Source organism: Paludibacterium paludis (assembly GCF_018802605.1).
Lineage (GTDB): Bacteria > Pseudomonadota > Gammaproteobacteria > Burkholderiales > Chromobacteriaceae > Paludibacterium > Paludibacterium paludis.
Window position 1 is genome coordinate 3966332 of the sequence record NZ_CP069161.1, and the last position, 18100, is coordinate 3984431.

The window sequence follows — 18100 nt, forward strand, 5'->3', positions numbered from 1 at the left end:
GGGCGGCGACTCTATGTCTGGCATTCTGTAGTAACGAGCCCTTCGGGTTTGTTCAGTTTTCGATTGCGTTTTGACTTCCTGCTATTAATACCGGGCCCCACTGGCCCGGTTTTTTTTCACCAGCCACCCCATTTGTAAGCATTTACCGTAAAATACCCCTATAAAAAGGGGGGGCTTTCCCAATGAAAACACTGAAAGCGCGCCTGATCGCGCTCAATACCCTGCTGATGGTCGTCACGGGGTTGGTTCTGGTGTCGTTGTCCATCGTCAACATGCGCGGGGAGATCCTGCAGGGGGTCGACCGGGAGTTCGCCGCGCTGCTCGGCGGCCAAACCGCGGTGGTGCGCACCTGGGTCGCGGAAAAAACCGCGCATATCGCGAATCAGGCCGATATCGCCGCCGAGGCGGACGCGTTGCGTTTCTTGCGCCAAGGCGCGAAAAGCGGCGGTTTCTTCGTCAATTACATCGGTTTCTCCGACGGCCGGACGGTGTTTTCCGATGGCTGGCAGGCGCCCGCCGACTACAACGCGCCATCCCGGGACTGGTACCGGCAAGCCACCGCCGCGGGCCGGCCGATCGTCACCCGCCCCTATCTTGACGAAGCCACCAAAAAACTGACCGTGACACTCGCCGCGCCGTTCGCGGGACCGGCCGGAACCGGCGTGGTCGCCGGCGACGTCTTCGTCGGCGAACTGGTCCGCTCGGTGCTGCAAGCCAAACCGCGCGGCGACGGGCTGACATTCATCGTCGACCGCAAGGGCACGATCATCGCCCACCCCAAGGCCGATCTCGCACTCACGCCCATCGCGGCCGTCGCCCCTGAACTGGACGGCCCCGCGCTGGAGGCGATGGCCGGCAATCCCGCCACGCGCGAAGTCACGGTGGATGGGCGCGTTCAATTGATGGCGCTGCAACCGATCCCCGGCACCGACTGGCTGATGGGCGCGCAGACCGATAAAGCGGCCATCCTCGCGCCGCTCGACCGCCTTGTGGCGACGGTCGCCGGCCTGTCCGCGGTGGCGATCCTGCTGATGATTCCCCTGTCCGGATGGGTATTCGGGCGCATGCTGCGCGGACTGGCCGACCTGCAGGCAGCCATGACCCGCATCGCCGGCGAGGACGCCGACCTGAGCTGCCGGCTCAAGGATGACGGACAGGACGAGATCGCCGCGACCGCGCGCGCGTTCAATCTCTTCGTCGCCGGACTGAACACACTGTTCGGCAACCTCATGAAGCGGGCGACCGGACTGATCGGTGGTGTGGCCGACGGCAATCGCCTGATCGAATCGGCCGCCGCCGCCTCGCGCCAGATGGCCGACGCATCCTCGACCAATGCGGCGACGCTCGAGGAAATCACCGTCAGCATCGCCCATATCGCCGACAACGCGCTCAGCGCCGACGCGCTGGTGCAAAGTACCGGAGACACCCTCAGACAAAGCGCCGGAACGGCCAACCGGTTGTCCGCGCAGATGCTCGACACGCTGGACCGGATCAGCCGGCTGGAATCCATGCTCGCCTCGCTGGGCAAGCGTTCCGAAGAAATCTCCGGCTCCACGGAGGAAATCCGCGACATTGCCGACCAGACCAATCTTCTGGCGCTGAACGCCGCCATCGAAGCGGCGCGCGCCGGTGAACAGGGACGCGGCTTCTCGGTGGTGGCCGACGAGGTGCGCCAGCTCGCCGAACGCACGGCTCACGCCACACGCGACATCACCGCCCTGATCGGCGCCATCCATCAGGATACCGCCTGCGCGGTCGAAGATATTCGCAGCACGGCGGCGGCGGTGGCCGAAGGCGAGCGCCTCGGTCGGGAATCGGCGGACAGTATCGGCACGGTCGAGGCGGCGATGCGTGAAATCGCGGCCGCGATGAACGCGATTTCACTGTCGACGCGCGAGCAGCACGAAGCCAGCGTCCAGCTCGCCCAGAGCACCGAAACCATCAACAATCAGGTGCAATCCAACGATGAGCTGCTGCAGCGGCTGTTCGCCGCCTTGCAACAACTGTCCAGGGAAGCGGGAGACATGGAGGCCGAACTCGAGCGCTTCAAGTTGTAACGCGGCATTGTCTTTTGCCGGAATGGTCGGTTAAGCTGAAATCATTACAGTATCCGCTGCGCGATTACCGCCATGAACATCGAGATCAAAGAGTATATGCACCGGCTGGGCTCGGCCGCGCGCAAGGCCGGCCACGCGCTGGCAAGGGCCGACACCCGTCAGAAAAACATGGCGCTGAACGCCATCGCCTCGTTCATCGAGCGCGATGTCGACGCTCTGCTCGAAGCCAACGCAAAGGATCTCGCCGCGGCCGAAGCGGCCGGGCTGGATGCCGCGCTGACCGACCGCCTGCGCCTGACCGCCGCGACGGTCGCCCAAATGGCCGAAGGTGTCCGCCAGGTCGCCGCCCTGCCCGATCCGGTTGGTGAAATGAGCGATTTTTCCTATCGGCCGTCAGGTATCCAGGTCGGCAAGATGCGCGTGCCGCTCGGCGTCATCGGCATCATCTACGAGTCACGTCCCAATGTGACGGCGGACGCCGCCGCCCTGTGCCTCAAATCCGGCAACGCCACCATCCTGCGCGGCGGCTCGGAAGCCTTCCACAGCAACCAGGCCATCGCCCGCTGCGTGCATGAAGGACTGCGCTTCGCCGATCTTCCGCCCGCGGCCGTGCAGGTCGTGGAAACCACCGACCGCGCGGCGGTCGGCGAGCTGATCACACTATCGGAATTTGTGGACGTCATCGTACCGCGCGGCGGCAAGGGACTGATCGAGCGCATCAGCCGGGAAGCCCGTGTACCGGTCATCAAACACCTTGACGGCAACTGCCATGTTTTCATCGATGACGCCGCCAATCCAGACAAGGCGCTCGCTATCGCGGTCAACGCCAAGACACACCGCTACGGCACCTGCAACACCATGGAAACGCTGCTGGTGCACGAAGCCTTCGCCAATTACATTTTGCCCGAACTGGCCGAGCGATTCGCCGCCAAAGGGGTTGAACTCAGAGGGTGCGGACGCACGCGCGCCATCCTCGGCGACCGCGTCGCGGAAGCCGGCGAAGAGGACTGGAGCACGGAGTACCTCGCGCCGATCCTCGCCATCCGGGTGGTCAAGGGACTGGACGAAGCCATCGCGCACATCAATCACTACGGCAGCCACCATACCGATGCGATCGTCACCGAGGATTACTCGCGCGCGCGCCGTTTCCTGCGCGAAGTCGACTCCTCGAGCGTGATGGTCAACGCCAGCACGCGCTTCGCCGACGGGTTCGAGTACGGACTGGGCGCGGAGATCGGCATTTCCACCGACAAAATCCATGCGCGCGGTCCCGTCGGTCTCAAGGGACTGACCAGTGAAAAATGGGTCGTGCTCGGAGAGGGTCAGATCCGCGAGTGAACCGGATGACACGCACGCCTGTGGACAGTTTTTCCACAGGCGTTTTTTTGTGGATTTCGTGGATAAAATGTATACAAATTGTGGATAAGTTATTTACTTCTGTTGTAACTTGACGCTTGAAAACAAAAAAACCTGTGGATAATCATCAACTGACGACAGACAACGGTGGACACTGTGCAAAACCCCTGAATAAGCTGTGAATATCTCAAAAACATAAACAGATCACCCCTTGCCTTACCATCCGAATAAATGAAACTCGCCCACGAAAAAGTGCTCCTCGCGGGATTTTTTTTCTGGTAAAGCAGCAGGATTTTGCATACAAAGTAGATGTGAATGTTCCTCACAATCCGGGATGTTCATTGGCACCCCCGCAGCCATTTTTTTGCCCACCTGTCGTGGGCATTTTCTTTTGCGCGTCAGGATCCGTCGCGCCGGGCGAACACAAAGAACTCCCGGTTTCCGTCCCCGCCCAGAATCGGGCTGTCGAACCAGTCAAGCAATGTCATGCCTTCATCGGCAAGCAACGCGCCGATCTTGTCGCGGACCCTGTCGTACCAGCGCGGATCCTTGACGATCCCGCCCTTGCCGAGCCCCTCGCGGCCGACTTCGAACTGCGGCTTGACCAACGACAGCAGATACCCCCCCGGCGCCAGCAGCGGCAACGCGGAGGGCAACACCAGCGTGAGCGAAATGAACGAGACATCGCAAACAATGACATCGAACGGCAGGCCGTCGTTGGCGGCGAACAATGCCTCTCGGTCAAGCGCCCTTCCGTTCACGCCTTCGAAATAACGCACACGCGGGTCGGCCGCCAGACGCGCGGCCAATTGCCCGTGCCCGACATCCACGCCCACCACGCGCAACGCCCCTTCCTGCAGCAGGCAGTCGGTGAAACCGCCGGTGGACTGGCCGATGTCCAGCGCGCGAAGGCCCCGCACATCCAGTGCGCTTTTCCCGAGGGCGCCGGCCATCTTCAGGCCGCCGCGGCACACGAAGCGGTCGGAAGGATCGGGCGCCACCACCAACCGGGCAGACTCGGCCAGCTTCTGGCTGACCTTGGCGACCGGCAGAAGGCGGACGCCATCGTCGATGGCGACCCGCCCGGCCTCCACCATATGCTGAGCGGCCGTGCGCGACGGAGCCAGACCCTGCGCGACAAGAAGAAGATCGACCCGAACCATGCGAGAAATCCGTGAAAGACAGTCAAGGGCGACAGGGTGGCGAGCGTGCCCGGCCCTGTCAAGCTTCCGGCGCAATATCCACCGGAATGCACCGCCCTGAGCGATAATGAGCTCATCGTAACACTGTCGGTATGGAGTCGTGCGAATGGAAACCTATCAGTTGGACCCGGTGGAAATCCGGGTTCTCGGCGCCCTTGTCGAAAAGCAGGCGCTCACCCCGGATGCTTATCCGATTACGTTGAATGGCCTGCTTGGAGCCTGCAACCAGCTCACCAGCCGCGATCCGGTGATGCAACTTGACGAAACGGATGTCGCGCGCGCACTCGACAGCCTGATCCAGCGCCGTCTCGCCGCCGAACGTCTGCCCGCCGGCAGCCGCGTCGCAAAATACGAGCACCGCTTGCCCTACGAATGGAACATTGATGGCGCGCGGCTCGCCGCGCTCGCGCTGCTGGCGCTGCGCGGCGCGCAGACCGCCGCCGAGATTCGCGCCCGCTCGGGCCGGATTTACGCATTCGGCGGCGTCGAAGAAGTGGAAACCGCGCTCAATGCGCTGGCCGACAAATATCCGCCGCTGACCTTGAAGCTCGAGAGGGCGCCGGGCGAACGCGAAGCGCGCTGGGTGCACTGCCTCGGCGACGCGCCCGAGGCTCCCGAAGCGCTCCGGGCAGCCGACACCGGACGGGAAACGCTCGAAGCGCGCGTCGCCGCTCTGGAAGCGCAAGTGGCGAGACTCTCCGAGCAACTGGCTCGACTGTCCGCTCAGGAAGGGTCGAACAGCGTTCTGTAGAGAAACACCAGCACCCGGGCAAGATCGGCCGCGGTCGCTTCCTGTCCGGCGTTGCCGCCATGGCCGCCGTCGCGCGTCTCGAAGAACAGCACGTCGGCTCCCGCTTCTTCGAGCCGCGCCGCCATCTTGCGGGCATGGGCCGGATGCACGCGGTCATCCTGCGCGCTCGTGGTCAGGAACACCGAAGGGTAACCGGCCGCGTTGTCGCTGACATGGTGATAAGGCGAATAGGCGGCCAGCGCCGCCCGGTCGCCCGCCTCGTCCGGATCACCGTACTCGTCGACCCAGCTGGCCCCGGCAAGCAGCCGGGTGTAGCGCAACATGTCGGTGAGCGGCACCTCGCAGACCACGGCGCGGAACAGCTCGGGATGGCGCACCAGCGACGCGGCGACCAACAGTCCGCCATTGCTGCCGCCCTCGATCGCCAGATGGCGGGCATCGGTCACGCCGCGGGCGGCAAGATCCCGCGCCACCGCGGCAAAATCCTCGAACGATACCGGCTTGTTCACCCCCTGCGCGGCCTGGTGCCAGGCAGGACCGAATTCACCGCCGCCACGGATGTTGGCCACCACGAAGGCCCCGCCCTTCTCCAGCCAGTGCGGGCCGAAGTTTTCCACATAGTAGGGCAGCATCGGCACTTCGAAGCCCCCGTAGCCATACAGCAGGGTTGGCAGGGGCACACCCGCCTCGCGCTGCCTGGGCATCACGATGAAATAGGGTATCGCGGTGCCGTCATCGGCCACGGCGTGCCACTGCTCGCAAACAAAGGGGGCCGCGTCGAAAGCGGCGGGCTGGGAGCGCAGACACTGCGGCGCATCGTCGCCGATCTGCAACCGATAAAGACCTGATGGCACCAGAAAATCGCAATAGCTGTAATACAGCGCGTCGCTGTTCCACGGCTGATCGACGAACTCGATCACGCCATGTTCGGGCGTGGGCAGCGCGAAGCCTTGCCAGCGCCCTTCAACCCGGCGAAACCCGACAAGCCGGCTTTGCACGTTGGAGAGCAGGTTGACGACAATCGCCGAGCGCGTGGTTTCGACACTTTCGACCGAACTGTGCGCATCCGGCGCGATCAGGCACTGTACCCGGTGCCGGCCCTCCCGCAGCGCCTCGCCCTCCACCGCCAGAAGACTGCCCGGGGCGAATCGTTGGCCATCGGCCTGCCAATGCTCGGCCAGCTTGATGATCAGATCGCCATCGATCCAGGCCAGCACCTCGGCGCGCCCGGGCAGCGGCAGAAACACCGGCTCGCCCGAATCGACGATCCGCGCATGGCGCCGCGCGTAGAAACTGTCGGAAACTTCGAGCATATCCCAATGCCCCCGCTCGGGGCACAGAAAACGCCAGGCCGCCACCATCATGCTGTCGGCGGGCGCCTGGAACAGGCATTCGGGCGCCTCTCCCCGCCGCGCACGCCACACCGTGGCCGGATAACCGGCCCCGGTCAGCTCCGCCCCTTCCCAGCCAGGGCAGACCAGCAAGGTGTCGCGATCCTGCCAGGCGATATGGCTTTTGCCCAAAGGAAAGGCGAAGCCATCGTCCACGAAACGGCCTTCGCCCAGATGGTATTCGCGGGTGACCGTCGCATCGGAGCCGCCCGGGGTCAGCGACACCAGACACAATTCGGGCTCCAGCGTGTAGTGCGACACCCCCTCCAGATACCAGTCCGCGCCCTCATCATGGGCGATGGCGTCGATATCCAGCACCGTATGCCAGTCCTGGCGCCCTTCCCGGTACGACGCTGGCCGGATCCGCCGGTACACGCCGCGCGGCTGCGTCTCGTCCTGGTGGAAGTTGTAGAGCCAGCCGTCGTGCTCGCTGACATAGGGAATCTGCCGGGTGTCGCGCAGGTTGGCGAGGATGGCGCGCTTGAGTTCCGGAAAACGCGCGTCCCCTTCCAGCGCCGCGCGCGCGCGTTCGTTGCGCTCCCCGACCCAGGCGCGGGCATCCGCGCCATCGAGGGATTCAAGCCACTGGTAAGGATCGGCCGTACGGGTCATGGGCATGGTCTCCCGGAAAAAAGGAGCAAGAGTACCACGAGCCCGCCGTCTCAGAGCACGGAACGCAACGCGCCAAGCAGGGTTTCCAAGCCCGCACGGTCGACATCGTGATGGGTGACGATGCGCATCCGGCGGTTTTCCGGGGGATTGGCCTTGATGCCGGCCGTCTCGAGGGCCGCCATCAGGCGCGCGGTATCCAGCGACGCCGGCACGCCGAACCACACCATATTGATATCGACGGCGGCCGGATCGACCTCGAAACCCGGCAATTGGGCGAGCCGCCCGGCGAGCCAGCGCGCGTTCTCGTGATCTTCGTCGAGCCGCCGGCTCATCACCGACAGGGCAAGACGTCCCGGAGCGGCGAGCACCCCGGCTTGGCGCATGCCGCCTCCGAGCAGCTTGCGGTGGCGCCGTGCCCGTTCGATGAAGTCGCGACGGCCCGCGAGCAGCGACCCGGCCGGCGCGCACAACCCCTTGGACAGGCAGAACATCACGCTGTCGGCCTCGGCGGCGATCGCGGCCGCCTCCACCTTGAGGCGGCTTGCCGCATTGAAAATCCGCGCGCCATCCAGATGCACCGGCACGCCGTGCCCGCGGGCCAGCTCGGCGACTTCCCGCATGGCCGCCAGCGGAATCACGCGGCCATTGGAGTGGGCGTTCTCCAGGCAGATCAGCGTGGTGCGCGGGCAGTGGATATCGTCGCCGGTGCGAATGCGGCGCCGGATCGCCTCGGCGTCGAGCACGCCAAGCCGGCTCTCCACGGTACGCAACTGCACGCCGGCCAGCACCGCGGCGCCCCCCGTTTCGTGCCAGACGATATGGCAGTCGTCGCCGAGAATCACTTCGTCGCCGCGCCGGCAATGCGTCATCAGCGCCAGCTGATTGCCCATGGTTCCTGTCGGCACAAAGAGCGCCGCTTCCTTGCCGAGGCGCTCGGCGGCTTCCCGCTCCAGCGCATTGACCTCGGGGTCGTCCCCGTACACATCGTCGCCGACCTCGGCGCGAAGCATGGCCTCGCGCATCCGCTCGGTGGGACGGGTTACCGTATCGCTGCGCACATCGATCCAGGATTGCATGGGACTCCTTTGTTCTGAGAGGGCGGAAATGGCAGCGGCGACCTCGTGGTCGCCGCATTGCATGATCAGGTCATGTCGGATGATGCCAGCCGGACCGGCTGATCAACAAGTCCGGGAACTGGCCTTTCCGGGACTATCGGACCCGATACGCCGCCTTGATCGCGTCAACGCGCCGTTCGGCCTGCAGCATGGCCCCCGGCGACATCGCGATGGGCGAGCCGCACTGGCAATGGACGGATCTGTCGGGGATGAGGGTTTTCATGTGAAGACGGGTTTCCCGCCCGCAATCGGAGCAGGCAATCACCAAAGTGGCGTTGTAGTGCTTATCCAGATCGATATCGAATCGAGGTTGCTGCTTCATCGGTCAACTCCCTATTCAGAAACAACGACTTTCCCCCGGCTCGGCCGAAGCGGCCGATCAGTTGGCCAGACCAGATTACCCCTCCCCACCGGCCCCCACAACCGGGGCATTCATCAATACGTCACATTAGGCACAAAGCAACAATACCAAAGTCATAAATCCAGTCCCCTTGCGGGCTTGGCCTGCGTATCATCCAAACCACAGCCCCGCCGCCAGCGCCAGCGGGTGCAGGTTCGCCGCGGCGATCGTCAGAATGATCGCCGGAGCCAGCCGCGCCGGCCGGTCGTGATCGCGCCATAGCCGGTATGCGGCTACCATGGTCAATGGCAGCGTCACCATGCCCGTGAGCGCCGCCACTGGCAGGATGCCGGCCTCTGTCGCGATGGCGAGCCAGCCGTACCCCGCGCCGGTCAACAGCGGATAACCCCAGCGCGCCGAGCGTGTCGGCAGACGCGCCACCCAGTGCCATTTGCCCGCCGCCCGGTCGGCGGCGCGATCGGGAAACTGATTGATATAGAGCAGCGCGGAAGCGAGGCAACCGACACTGATGCCACTGGCCAGCACGGCCGGCGACAAAACGCCGCCTGCCAACGCGACCATGCCAAGGGGAATCAGCCAGAAGCACACCGCCACGGACACCTCTCCCAGACCGCGACTATTGAGTTTCAGAGGCTCCGCCGAATAGGCCCATCCCAAGCCGACGCCGGTCAGGCCGATGTAAAGCAGCGGCGCGCCGGCCACCGCGACCAGCGCGAGCCCACCGGCCGCGACCAGGCAAAACAGCAGCAGGGCGAGCCGCTTCATGCCGTCGCGCGACAACACGCCATTCTGAATGAAGCGGCTGCCGCCAGTGAACGGAAACACCCGGTCCCGGTTCATCGCGTCGCAGCCATTGTCCTCGTCGGCCACATCATTGATCACATTCACCGCGGCATGCGTCAGCAAGGCCAGCATGCAGCCGGCCAGCAGCATCGGCAAAGCGGGCAGGAGCGACCGATGCGCGGCGGCGAGGCCCGGCCACAAGGCGCAAAACGTCAACGACAGGAAGGCGGGGCGCGTGGCGAGCCAGAACCGAAGCGGATGACGCGCCAGCCGCGCGTAGTCGCGCTCAGCGGATAGCGAGGGGGATGAACTCATGAGCTTCCGTTTCGTCATGACAAATGGACAACCCCAAGCGTAACACCGCGAACCCCATCAGGAACTGTGGATCATCAACAACGCCGTCAGGATGAAGACTTGGTACTCGCGGCCCGCATGCAGTATCCTTCGCCGCTTCGACGATTCCATCCCGGTACTTCCCCATGTCCGACCCAACCGCAGATCTCGACCGCCGTTTCGGCGGCATTGCCCGCTTGTACGGAGACGCCGCGCTGGCGCGCTTCAGGCGGGCCCGCGTCTGTGTCGTGGGGGTCGGTGGCGTGGGCTCCTGGGTGGTCGAGGGGCTGGCGCGCAGCGGTATCGGTCACTTGACGCTGATCGACCTGGACAATGTCTGCGAATCCAACGTCAACCGCCAGTTGCCGGCGCTCGATCCGCTGTTCGGCATGGCCAAGGTCACCGCCTTGGCCGAACGCGTGCGCGCCATCAATCCGTCCTGCGCGGTCGAAGAGATCGAGGACTTCGTCACCGAAGACAATCTGGACGCCATGCTGGGACGGGATTTCGATTTCATTGTCGATGCCATCGACAGCCAGCGCGTGAAAACCGCCATGACCGTCTGGTGCGTGAAACGCCGCCAGCCCTTCATGGTCAGCGGCGGCGCAGGCGGGCAGATGGACCCGACGCGCATCCGGGTGGCCGACCTTGGCGAAGTCACGGACGATCCGCTGCTGGCCAAGATGCGCTACACGCTGCGCCGCCATCATGGCTTCCCGCGCGAACAGGGCAAGCGCATGCGCGTGCCCTGCGTGTACTCCACCGAGCCGCTGACCTGGCCGCAAAGCGGTCACTGCGAGACGGAATCCGGCCCGCGCGGACTGTCATGCGCCGGATTCGGCGCCAGCATGGCGGTCACCGCTTCGTTCGGCATGGTCATGGTGTCCCGCGTGCTGGCGCACCTGGCCGCCGCGGCCGCGAAGGGCGCCTGATGGAGTGCCGCGCCGGTTGCGGCGCCTGCTGCATCGCGCCGTCGATCACCAGCCCGATACCGGGGATGCCTTTGGGAAAACCCGCCGGGGTCCCGTGCATACAGCTGTCGGATGACTTCAGGTGCGGGATTTTCGGGCAGTCGGAACGGCCCGCGTGTTGCGGGGGGCTCAAGCCGTCGGCGCAGATGTGCGGAGCAAACCGTGATGAAGCGATAAACTGGCTGTCCGAACTCGAGCGTCTGACAGCGCCGGACTGAATCCTCCCGGTTTATCTCCCGAACCAGCGCTGTATCCAGGTCCGGCCATCGGCATCCCGGTCCGGCGCGGCCAGAAGCGCGGTCACCGCCGAAACGACCATCCCGGCCAGCAGCGGTTCGTCAACCTCCATCTCCAGTTGCGCGGCATCGCCACGCCGGCCGGTGGCGGCAATGCGCACATCGCCCTCGCGGCCCATGGTTTCGATGCGCGCCTGAGCGCCGCAGCAACGGCAGTACACCACCTCGCCGGGCTTCTGGTCGCGTCTTACCACAATGGTCGGTCCGCAAGCACCGCACAGTTGCAAGGGGATGCCCAGATCGGAGTGCCCGACAATCGCGTCAAGCCGACCGGTTTCGCCCAGCGCGACGAAATGGCGCACCAGCCGCGCATCGAACTGACGGCCCGCCTCCTCGTTCAGGATCGCCAGAGCCCGCTCAACCGGCATGCCCTCGCGGTAGGGGCGCGTGCTGGTCATCGCGTCGAACGCATCGCACAGCCCCACGATACGGGCATCGGCGGAAATGTCATCCTGAGTCCGACCCGCCGGGTAACCCAGCCCGTCAGGCCTCTCGTGGTGTTCGAAGATGGCCGGGCCGATCCACGCGGCCAAAGGATGTCCATGGATCAGGCGCTCGCCGATGGCCGGATGAGTCTTGATGGTCTCGTATTCTTCGTCGGTGAGTTTGTCCCGTTTATTGAGAATGGCGTCCGGCACACCGATCTTTCCCAGGTCGTGCAAAAATCCGCCCAGCGACACCCGCGCCACGTCGGAGGCGGGCCAGGCCAGATCCTCGGCCAACAAGCGCGCGAACTGGGAGACGCGCCATAAATGGCCGCCGGTATAGGGGTCGCGGGCCTCCACCAACCAGGCCATGCGATACAGACTGTCGATCAGGGGAAGGGCCACGTCGGTGCGCGGCAGCGAAGAGGCGGGCATGATCGGCTCCACGGTTGGCTGGAGCACTCGTTATAGCCCGGAAAACAGGCCGCCGCGCGGGTTGGCGACGGCGGCCCCGGTAAGGATCAGGCCAGCAGACAGGCGCTTTGGGTATCCTCGCTCAGCGCCTTCAGACGCGGCGTCTCGGCCCCGCATCGCGCTTCCGCCTTCGGGCAGCGCGTGCGGAACACGCAGCCTGATGGCGGATTCAGCGGGGACGGCAGATCGCCGCCCAGCAGCTCGATAACCTTGACCCGCTCGCGCGCCGGATCCGGAACCGGAATCGCCGACAACAGCGCTCGGGTGTAGGGATGGCTTGGCCTATCGTAGAGCGCGTGTTTTTTCGCGAGCTCCATCTCCCGTCCCAGATACATCACCAGAATCCGGTCGGAGATGTGCTTGACCACCGCCAGGTCGTGCGCGATGAAAATCAGCGCCAGTCCCATTTCGCGCTGCAATTCCTTGAGTAGATTGATGATCTGCGCCTGGATCGACACATCGAGCGCCGACACCGGTTCATCGCAAATCACCAGCTTTGGCTCCAGGATCAGCGCCCGGGCGATGCCGATACGCTGGCACTGCCCCCCGGAAAACTCGTGGGGATAGCGGTTGATCTGCTGCTCGGTCAGGCCGACACGCCTCATCATCCTGCGCACCCGCTCCATCACGTCCTTGTCGGACAGCTCGGGACGGTGAGTGCGCAGTGGCTCGGCGATGATCTGCGCCACGGTCATGCGCGGGTTGAGCGAGGCGAGCGGGTCCTGGAAGATCATCTGGATGTCGCGCCGCACATCGTGCCAGTCGCGGGCCGAGCCTTTGAGCAGGTCCTTGCCCATCCAGACGATCTCGCCCGAAGTGGCCGGCACGAGATTGATGATCGCGCGCGACAGGGTGGACTTGCCGCAGCCGGACTCGCCGACCACGCCGAGCGTTTCGCCCGCGAAGAGATCGAACGACACACCGTCGACCGCCTTGAGGGTTTTTTTCGCGGTCCAGGGCCATTCGGTGCCCCCGCCGGATACCTGGAAATGCACTTTGATATCGCGCACCGACAGAATCGGCGCCTGCGGATTTTGCTCAGCCATGAACCACCTCCTCGCGAACAGCGGGAATCACTTCCGCCGCGGGCCGGAAACAGGCGCGCAGCACTGTCGGATCGCACTCGGACGCTTCGAGCGCCGGCACTTCCCGGTGGCAGCGTTCGGAAGCCATCGAGCAGCGCTCAGAGAACGGACAACCCCTGGGCATATTGGCGAGGTTCGGCGGATTGCCGGGAATGCTGATCAGCTCGGCCCCATCGTGATCGAGGCGCGGCAGCGCGCCCAGCAAGCCCACGGTGTAAGGATGGGACGGGCGGTAGAACAGCTCGTCGGCGGAACCGAATTCCATCACCCGGCCGCCATACATCACCATCACCTGGTCGCACAAACCGGCCACCACACCCAGATCGTGGGTGATCATGACGATCGCCGTGCCGAAATCACGCTGCAGGTCGCGCAACAGGTTGAGAATCTGCGCTTGCACCGTCACATCGAGCGCCGTGGTCGGCTCGTCGGCGATCAGAATTTCCGGCTCGCACAATAGTGCCATCGCGATCATCACGCGCTGGCGCATCCCCCCGGAAAACTCGTGCGGATACATGCCCACACGCCGCGCCGCATCGGGAATGCGCACCGCGTCGAGCAATTCGATCGAACGCTTTTTGGCATCGCGACGGCTCATGCCCTTGTGCAGCTCGAGCACTTCGCTCATCTGCCGCTCAATGGTCAGATACGGATTGAGCGAAGTCATCGGATCCTGGAAGATCATCGACAGACGGTCGCCACGGATGCCGTTCAATTCGCGGGCCGGCATCGTCAGCAGATCCCGCCCCTGATACAGCACTTCGCCGGTCGCCTCGCCGTTCTTGGCCAGGAGGCCCATCACGGCCAGTACGGTCTGACTCTTGCCGGAGCCGGATTCGCCCACGATACCGAGGGTCTGGCCGCGCTCCAGGCTGAAACTCACGCCGTTGACGGCATGCACCATCGCGTCGTGCGTCGCGAAACGCACGCCGAGGTTCTTCACTTCTAGCAAAGACATCGTTTGTCCTCTCCTCGCCGGTCAGCGGTCTTTCGGATCCAGCGCGTCGCGCAGGCCGTCACCGACAAAGTTGGCGCAATACATCGTCACCGACAGGAAAGCCGCCGGGATCAGCAGCATCCAGGGCGCGGTCTCCATCTGGCGCGATCCATCCTGCACCAGCACTCCCCAACTGGTCATCGGATCCTGCACGCCAAGCCCCAGGAAGGACAGCACCGATTCGGTGAGGATCACGTTGGGGATGGTCACCGTGGCGTACACCACGACAATGCCCAACAGGTTGGGCACGATGTGCCGGAAAATGATCGTGCGCCGCGAGGCGCCGATGGCATGGGCCGCCTCGACGAACTCCTTGGACTTGAGCGCCAGCGTCTGACCGCGGACGATGCGCGCCATGTCCAGCCAGGAGATGGCCCCCAGCGCGATGAACATCAGCACCAGGCTGCGCCCGAAGAAAGTCATCAGCAAAATGGCGAACAGCATGAACGGCAGAGCGTACATCACGTCCACAAAACGCATCATGAAACCATCGATACGGCCGCCGAAGTAGCCCGCCGTCGCCCCCCACATCACACCGATCAGAACCGAGACCAGCGAGCCGAGCAGCCCGACCATGAACGTCACGCGGCCGCCGACCAGGGTACGCACCAGGAGGTCGCGGCCGTTGTCGTCGGTGCCGAACAGATGCCAGCCTTCCATGGTGGGCGCGATGCCCATGTTGGCGGTGTCGGTGTAGTCGAAATCGTTCGGCAGCACCCATGGGCCGATCACGATCAGGATGGCCAGCAGGCCGAGGAGGATCAGACTGGCCACAGCCGCGCGGTTTCTCAGGAACCGGCGCCGGGCATCGGCCCAGGGGCTGCGCCCCTGCATCTGGCTTTCGGTGGCCTGAGCCAGCGAATCGGCCAGCGCCGTTTTCTTGGCTTTGGAAAATTGCATGGTTTTACCCCGGGATCAGTAGCGGATGCGCGGATCGAGCATCGCGTAGACGATGTCCACGATCAGATTGAACAGCACCGTGAAAAAAGCGATCAGCACCACGAGTCCCAGCACCAGCGTGAAATCGCGGTTGAGCGCGCCGTTGATCAGGAGACGGCCGAGCCCCGGAATCGAGAACATGCTCTCGGTCACCACCGCCTGGGCGATCGATGACACGGCGAGCGGTCCGAGCAGCGTGACGATCGGCAGCAACGCCGGCTTGAGCGCATGGCGCATCACGATGGTACGCATCGGCAGGCCTTTGGCGCGCGCGGTGCGGATGAAGTTGCTGTTGAGCACTTCGATCAGGCTGCCGCGCATCACCCGTCCCAGCGTGGCGACGTTGATGATGGTCAGCAGCCCCACGGGGAGAGCCATGTACTCCGGCGTCATTTCGAACTGGCCGTACGGCAGCCAGTTGAGCCACAGGCAGAAGATCAGGATCATCACCGGCCCGATGATGAACGAAGGGACGGCACTGCCGAAGTTGCCAAGGAACATGACGAAATAATCGACAAGGCTGTTCTGCCGCAGCGCGGCGATAACGCCGAGCAGCACGCCGATCACCAGCGCCGCGACCAGCGAAATGCCGCCCACCGTGAGCGAGACCGGCAGGGCGTTCGCCACCAGGTCGTTGACGCTCCAGTCGGCGTATTTGAACGACGCGCCCAGATCGCCGTGGATCAGGTTGTTAAGATAGTGCAGGTACTGCTCGTACAACGGTGCGTCAAGATGATACTTGGCCTGCAAGTTGGCCAGCACGGCTTCCGAGACCTGGCGTTCGCCATCGAACGGCCCGCCCGGAACCGAATGCAGCATCATAAAACACACCGTCACCACCACAAGAATGGTGGGCACCGCGCCGGCGATGCGCTTCAGGATATAGGACAACATGAAACGGATTCCTCCCTACCAGCATGGGACGGCCGCAAGCGAACACGCCCGTCCTCACCCGGAGAGGGAGAAGACGGGACGCGGGCGGCCGTTCAGGCTCAGTGCTTGATGATGTACAGATCGCTGGTGCGGAAACGCTCGAACGCGTTGCTGGTGAAGTAACCGCCCACCCACGATTTGACGAGGCGCGGGGAGGTGTACTGGAACAGCGGAATCAGCGGATAGTCCTCCATCGCCAGCCGGCCCGCCTCGGTGAGAACCGCGGAGCGCTTGGCCAGATCATTGGACGCGTAACCCTGGTTGATCAGGGCATCCACTTTCTTGCTGCAGTACTTCTGGTCGTTCTGCGGGCTGTTGCAACGCAGAAGATCAAGGAAGGTCGAGGCATCGTTGTAGTCGGCGTTCCAGCCGTTGCGGGCCACCTGATAGGCGCCGTCGTGGCGGGTTTTCAGGAAAACCTTGAACTCCTGGTTTTCCATGGTCGCCTGAACGCCCAGCTTGTTCTTCCATTCGCCGATGGCGAACACCGCGATCTTCTTGTGCAGATCCGTGGTGTTGTACATGTACTTGAACTTGAGCGGCCTGTTCGGACCGTAACCGGCGGCGGCGAGCAGTTTCTTCGCCTCATCGATACGCTTTTGCATCGGCCATGCCGACCAGTCGTAGGCGCTCACTTTCGCGCCCTCCATGCCCTTGACGAACAGGCCGTAGGCGGGCCGCTGGCCTTCGCCCAGCACCTTGCCGGTCAGCACGTCGCGGTCGATCACCATCGACAGCGCCTTGCGTACGCGGATATCTTTCATCACCGGGTCAGTATTGTTGATGCCCATGTAATAGAGCGCGATGGTGAGGCCTACGCGGTAGTCTTTCGGCATTTCCTTCGACAGTTTGGCGTAGGAGCCGGACGGCGCGCGGTCGGTCCAGTCAAGCTGGCCGGCCTTGAACATCTTGAACGTGGCGTCTTCGCTCTCGGTCGGATCGAAGGTCACGCGGGTGATGACGGTGGTCGAGGCGTTCCAGTAGTTGGGGTTCTTTTCCAGCACGATACGGCTGTTCGGCACCCATTCCTTGAGGACATAGCCGCCGTTGCTGACCAGCTTGCCAGGCTTGGTGAAATCCTTGCCGCCCTTCAGATAGGCGCCCTTGTTGAGCGGGGCCATGGTCGGATTGGACAGCAGATCCGGGAGGAAAGGCGTCGGCACGGCGGTTTTCACTTCCACTGTGCCGGCATCCAGGGCCTTGATGCCCAGTGCGGTGACGGGTTTCTTGCCGGCGAGAATGGCGCTGCCGTTGGCAATGAAATCCAGGAAAATGGTGTACTTGGAGGCGGTTTTCGGATCAACCGTGCGCTGCCAGGAGAACACGAAGTCATTAGCGGTGACCGGCTCGCCGTTCGACCAGCGGGCATTTTTACGCAGCTTGAACACCCAGGTCAGCGGATCCTTGCGGGTCCAGCTTTCGGCCACGCCCGGAACGATCTTGCCCGAGCTGTCGATGGCGGTCAGACCTTCGAAGAGATCGCGCGCGACATGGTTGGCCGGCACGCTTTCGATCTGGGAAATATCCAGCGATTCGACTTCGGCGCCGATATTGCGGACGAGTTCCTGCTTGGCGGCCAGCTGGGTGCCGGCGGGGACTTTCGCAGCCATGCTCTGACCGGACATTGCCAGTGCGATGGACGCGGCTATGACTGACAACGCGTTCTTTGTCATTTCGCCTATTCTCCTGTTTTATTACGTCGATCCGCGGGGTTGCGGTCGTATTCTTATGGCTCCCCCGGAGGTAGCCGAGGGGTTCAATCCATTATGCCCCCCCTTTTTTTGGGGATTCAAGACGTTAGCCATACAACTTGTTGCCTAGCTAATGACATTGACCTCAAAAAAAGCCGTAACATGCCAAGGTATTTTCAAGGAAGCCATTCTCTCAACGGCGGATTATGACTTATTCATTGACATTTGCCACCCATAACTCAGTACAAGTCGACAAAATCAATGACAAATTGTTGTTTGTCTGTCCGACAAACTATTTTTTGCAACACACCAAGATGAAAGAAACGAG

Annotated in this window: 16 protein-coding genes; 5 read left to right on the forward strand and 11 right to left on the reverse strand. The window is 63.6% G+C overall.

Going from position 1 to position 18100, the window contains the following annotated elements; genetic code table 11:
- The first annotated feature begins 182 nt into the window (after positions 1-182).
- Positions 183-2057, forward strand: coding sequence for a methyl-accepting chemotaxis protein (locus tag JNO50_RS18390; RefSeq protein ID WP_189531955.1), 1875 nt, complete (start codon positions 183-185; stop codon positions 2055-2057).
- A 78-nt stretch (positions 2058-2135) separates the two neighbouring features.
- Positions 2136-3395 (forward strand): glutamate-5-semialdehyde dehydrogenase, encoded by a 1260-nt coding sequence (locus JNO50_RS18395; RefSeq protein ID WP_189532145.1) that lies wholly within the window; start codon positions 2136-2138, stop codon positions 3393-3395.
- A 416-nt stretch (positions 3396-3811) separates the two neighbouring features.
- On the opposite strand, the gene JNO50_RS18400 is transcribed toward JNO50_RS18395, so the two are convergent.
- Complete coding sequence (locus tag JNO50_RS18400; RefSeq protein WP_189531953.1) at positions 3812-4576, reverse strand: TlyA family RNA methyltransferase; 765 nt, start codon at positions 4574-4576, stop codon at positions 3812-3814.
- Positions 4577-4721: 145 nt separating this feature from the next.
- On the opposite strand from JNO50_RS18400, the gene JNO50_RS18405 reads away from it, so the two are divergent.
- Complete coding sequence (locus JNO50_RS18405) at positions 4722-5366, forward strand: YceH family protein (RefSeq protein ID WP_189531951.1); 645 nt, start codon at positions 4722-4724, stop codon at positions 5364-5366.
- Here JNO50_RS18405 and JNO50_RS18410 read toward each other — a convergent pair.
- The 4 genes from JNO50_RS18410 to JNO50_RS18425 form a co-directional block, all read right to left on the reverse strand.
- Positions 5339-7369, reverse strand: coding sequence for a prolyl oligopeptidase family serine peptidase (locus JNO50_RS18410; protein WP_189531950.1), 2031 nt, complete (start codon positions 7367-7369; stop codon positions 5339-5341). The genes JNO50_RS18405 and JNO50_RS18410 overlap by 28 nt on opposite strands.
- Before the next feature lie 50 nt (positions 7370-7419).
- Positions 7420-8445: a low-specificity L-threonine aldolase gene (gene ltaE, locus JNO50_RS18415; RefSeq protein WP_189531948.1), complete on the reverse strand. Its 1026-nt coding sequence runs from the start codon at positions 8443-8445 to the stop codon at positions 7420-7422.
- A 133-nt stretch (positions 8446-8578) separates the two neighbouring features.
- Positions 8579-8806 (reverse strand): hypothetical protein, encoded by a 228-nt coding sequence (locus JNO50_RS18420; protein ID WP_189531946.1) that lies wholly within the window; start codon positions 8804-8806, stop codon positions 8579-8581.
- 189 nt (positions 8807-8995) lie between these two features.
- Positions 8996-9943, reverse strand: coding sequence for a prenyltransferase (locus tag JNO50_RS18425; protein ID WP_189531943.1), 948 nt, complete (start codon positions 9941-9943; stop codon positions 8996-8998).
- Positions 9944-10107: 164 nt separating this feature from the next.
- Between JNO50_RS18425 and JNO50_RS18430 the strand changes: the two genes are divergently transcribed.
- Together JNO50_RS18430 and JNO50_RS19205 are read left to right on the forward strand one after the other, a co-directional pair.
- Complete coding sequence (locus JNO50_RS18430; protein ID WP_189531941.1) at positions 10108-10893, forward strand: tRNA threonylcarbamoyladenosine dehydratase; 786 nt, start codon at positions 10108-10110, stop codon at positions 10891-10893.
- Positions 10893-11150, forward strand: a complete 258-nt coding sequence (locus JNO50_RS19205; RefSeq protein ID WP_342357281.1) for a YkgJ family cysteine cluster protein — start codon at positions 10893-10895, stop codon at positions 11148-11150. Before JNO50_RS18430 ends, JNO50_RS19205 begins: the two co-directional genes overlap by 1 nt.
- Positions 11151-11161: 11 nt before the next feature.
- Here the strand turns inward: JNO50_RS19205 and JNO50_RS18435 are convergent, their stop codons facing one another.
- The 6 genes from JNO50_RS18435 to JNO50_RS18460 form a co-directional block, all read right to left on the reverse strand.
- Positions 11162-12088, reverse strand: a complete 927-nt coding sequence (locus tag JNO50_RS18435; protein ID WP_189531940.1) for an HD-GYP domain-containing protein — start codon at positions 12086-12088, stop codon at positions 11162-11164.
- Between the two features lie 86 nt (positions 12089-12174).
- The gene (oppF, locus tag JNO50_RS18440; RefSeq protein ID WP_189531937.1) at positions 12175-13173 is read right to left on the reverse strand and encodes a murein tripeptide/oligopeptide ABC transporter ATP binding protein OppF; all 999 of its coding nucleotides are present in this window, start codon (positions 13171-13173) and stop codon (positions 12175-12177) included.
- The gene (locus JNO50_RS18445; RefSeq protein ID WP_189531935.1) at positions 13166-14170 is read right to left on the reverse strand and encodes an ABC transporter ATP-binding protein; all 1005 of its coding nucleotides are present in this window, start codon (positions 14168-14170) and stop codon (positions 13166-13168) included. Before JNO50_RS18445 ends, oppF begins: the two co-directional genes overlap by 8 nt.
- A 21-nt stretch (positions 14171-14191) precedes the next feature.
- Positions 14192-15109, reverse strand: a complete 918-nt coding sequence (locus tag JNO50_RS18450; protein ID WP_189531932.1) for an ABC transporter permease subunit — start codon at positions 15107-15109, stop codon at positions 14192-14194.
- A gap of 15 nt (positions 15110-15124) precedes the next feature.
- Entirely contained in the window at positions 15125-16042 is a 918-nt protein-coding gene (locus JNO50_RS18455; protein WP_189531930.1) for an ABC transporter permease subunit, read from the reverse strand.
- Positions 16043-16140: 98 nt separating this feature from the next.
- Positions 16141-17691: a peptide ABC transporter substrate-binding protein gene (locus JNO50_RS18460; protein ID WP_229804516.1), complete on the reverse strand. Its 1551-nt coding sequence runs from the start codon at positions 17689-17691 to the stop codon at positions 16141-16143.
- Positions 17692-18100 lie beyond the last annotated feature (409 nt).

Bases quoted from the DNA above. Each gene is read 5' to 3' on its own strand.
- JNO50_RS18390 (WP_189531955.1), top strand. From the start codon at position 183: ATGAAAACACTGAAAGCGCGCCTGATCGCGCTCAATACCCTGCTGATG.
- JNO50_RS18400 (WP_189531953.1), bottom strand. From the start codon at position 4,576: ATGGTTCGGGTCGATCTTCTTCTTGTCGCGCAGGGTCTGGCTCCGTCG.
- JNO50_RS18405 (WP_189531951.1), top strand. From the start codon at position 4,722: ATGGAAACCTATCAGTTGGACCCGGTGGAAATCCGGGTTCTCGGCGCC.
- JNO50_RS18410 (WP_189531950.1), bottom strand. From the start codon at position 7,369: ATGACCCGTACGGCCGATCCTTACCAGTGGCTTGAATCCCTCGATGGC.
- ltaE (WP_189531948.1), bottom strand. From the start codon at position 8,445: ATGCAATCCTGGATCGATGTGCGCAGCGATACGGTAACCCGTCCCACC.
- JNO50_RS18420 (WP_189531946.1), bottom strand. From the start codon at position 8,806: ATGAAGCAGCAACCTCGATTCGATATCGATCTGGATAAGCACTACAAC.
- JNO50_RS18425 (WP_189531943.1), bottom strand. From the start codon at position 9,943: ATGAGTTCATCCCCCTCGCTATCCGCTGAGCGCGACTACGCGCGGCTG.
- JNO50_RS18430 (WP_189531941.1), top strand. From the start codon at position 10,108: ATGTCCGACCCAACCGCAGATCTCGACCGCCGTTTCGGCGGCATTGCC.
- JNO50_RS19205 (WP_342357281.1), top strand. From the start codon at position 10,893: ATGGAGTGCCGCGCCGGTTGCGGCGCCTGCTGCATCGCGCCGTCGATC.
- JNO50_RS18435 (WP_189531940.1), bottom strand. From the start codon at position 12,088: ATGCCCGCCTCTTCGCTGCCGCGCACCGACGTGGCCCTTCCCCTGATC.
- oppF (WP_189531937.1), bottom strand. From the start codon at position 13,173: ATGGCTGAGCAAAATCCGCAGGCGCCGATTCTGTCGGTGCGCGATATC.
- JNO50_RS18445 (WP_189531935.1), bottom strand. From the start codon at position 14,170: ATGTCTTTGCTAGAAGTGAAGAACCTCGGCGTGCGTTTCGCGACGCAC.
- JNO50_RS18450 (WP_189531932.1), bottom strand. From the start codon at position 15,109: ATGCAATTTTCCAAAGCCAAGAAAACGGCGCTGGCCGATTCGCTGGCT.
- JNO50_RS18455 (WP_189531930.1), bottom strand. From the start codon at position 16,042: ATGTTGTCCTATATCCTGAAGCGCATCGCCGGCGCGGTGCCCACCATT.
- JNO50_RS18460 (WP_229804516.1), bottom strand. From the start codon at position 17,691: ATGGCTGCGAAAGTCCCCGCCGGCACCCAGCTGGCCGCCAAGCAGGAA.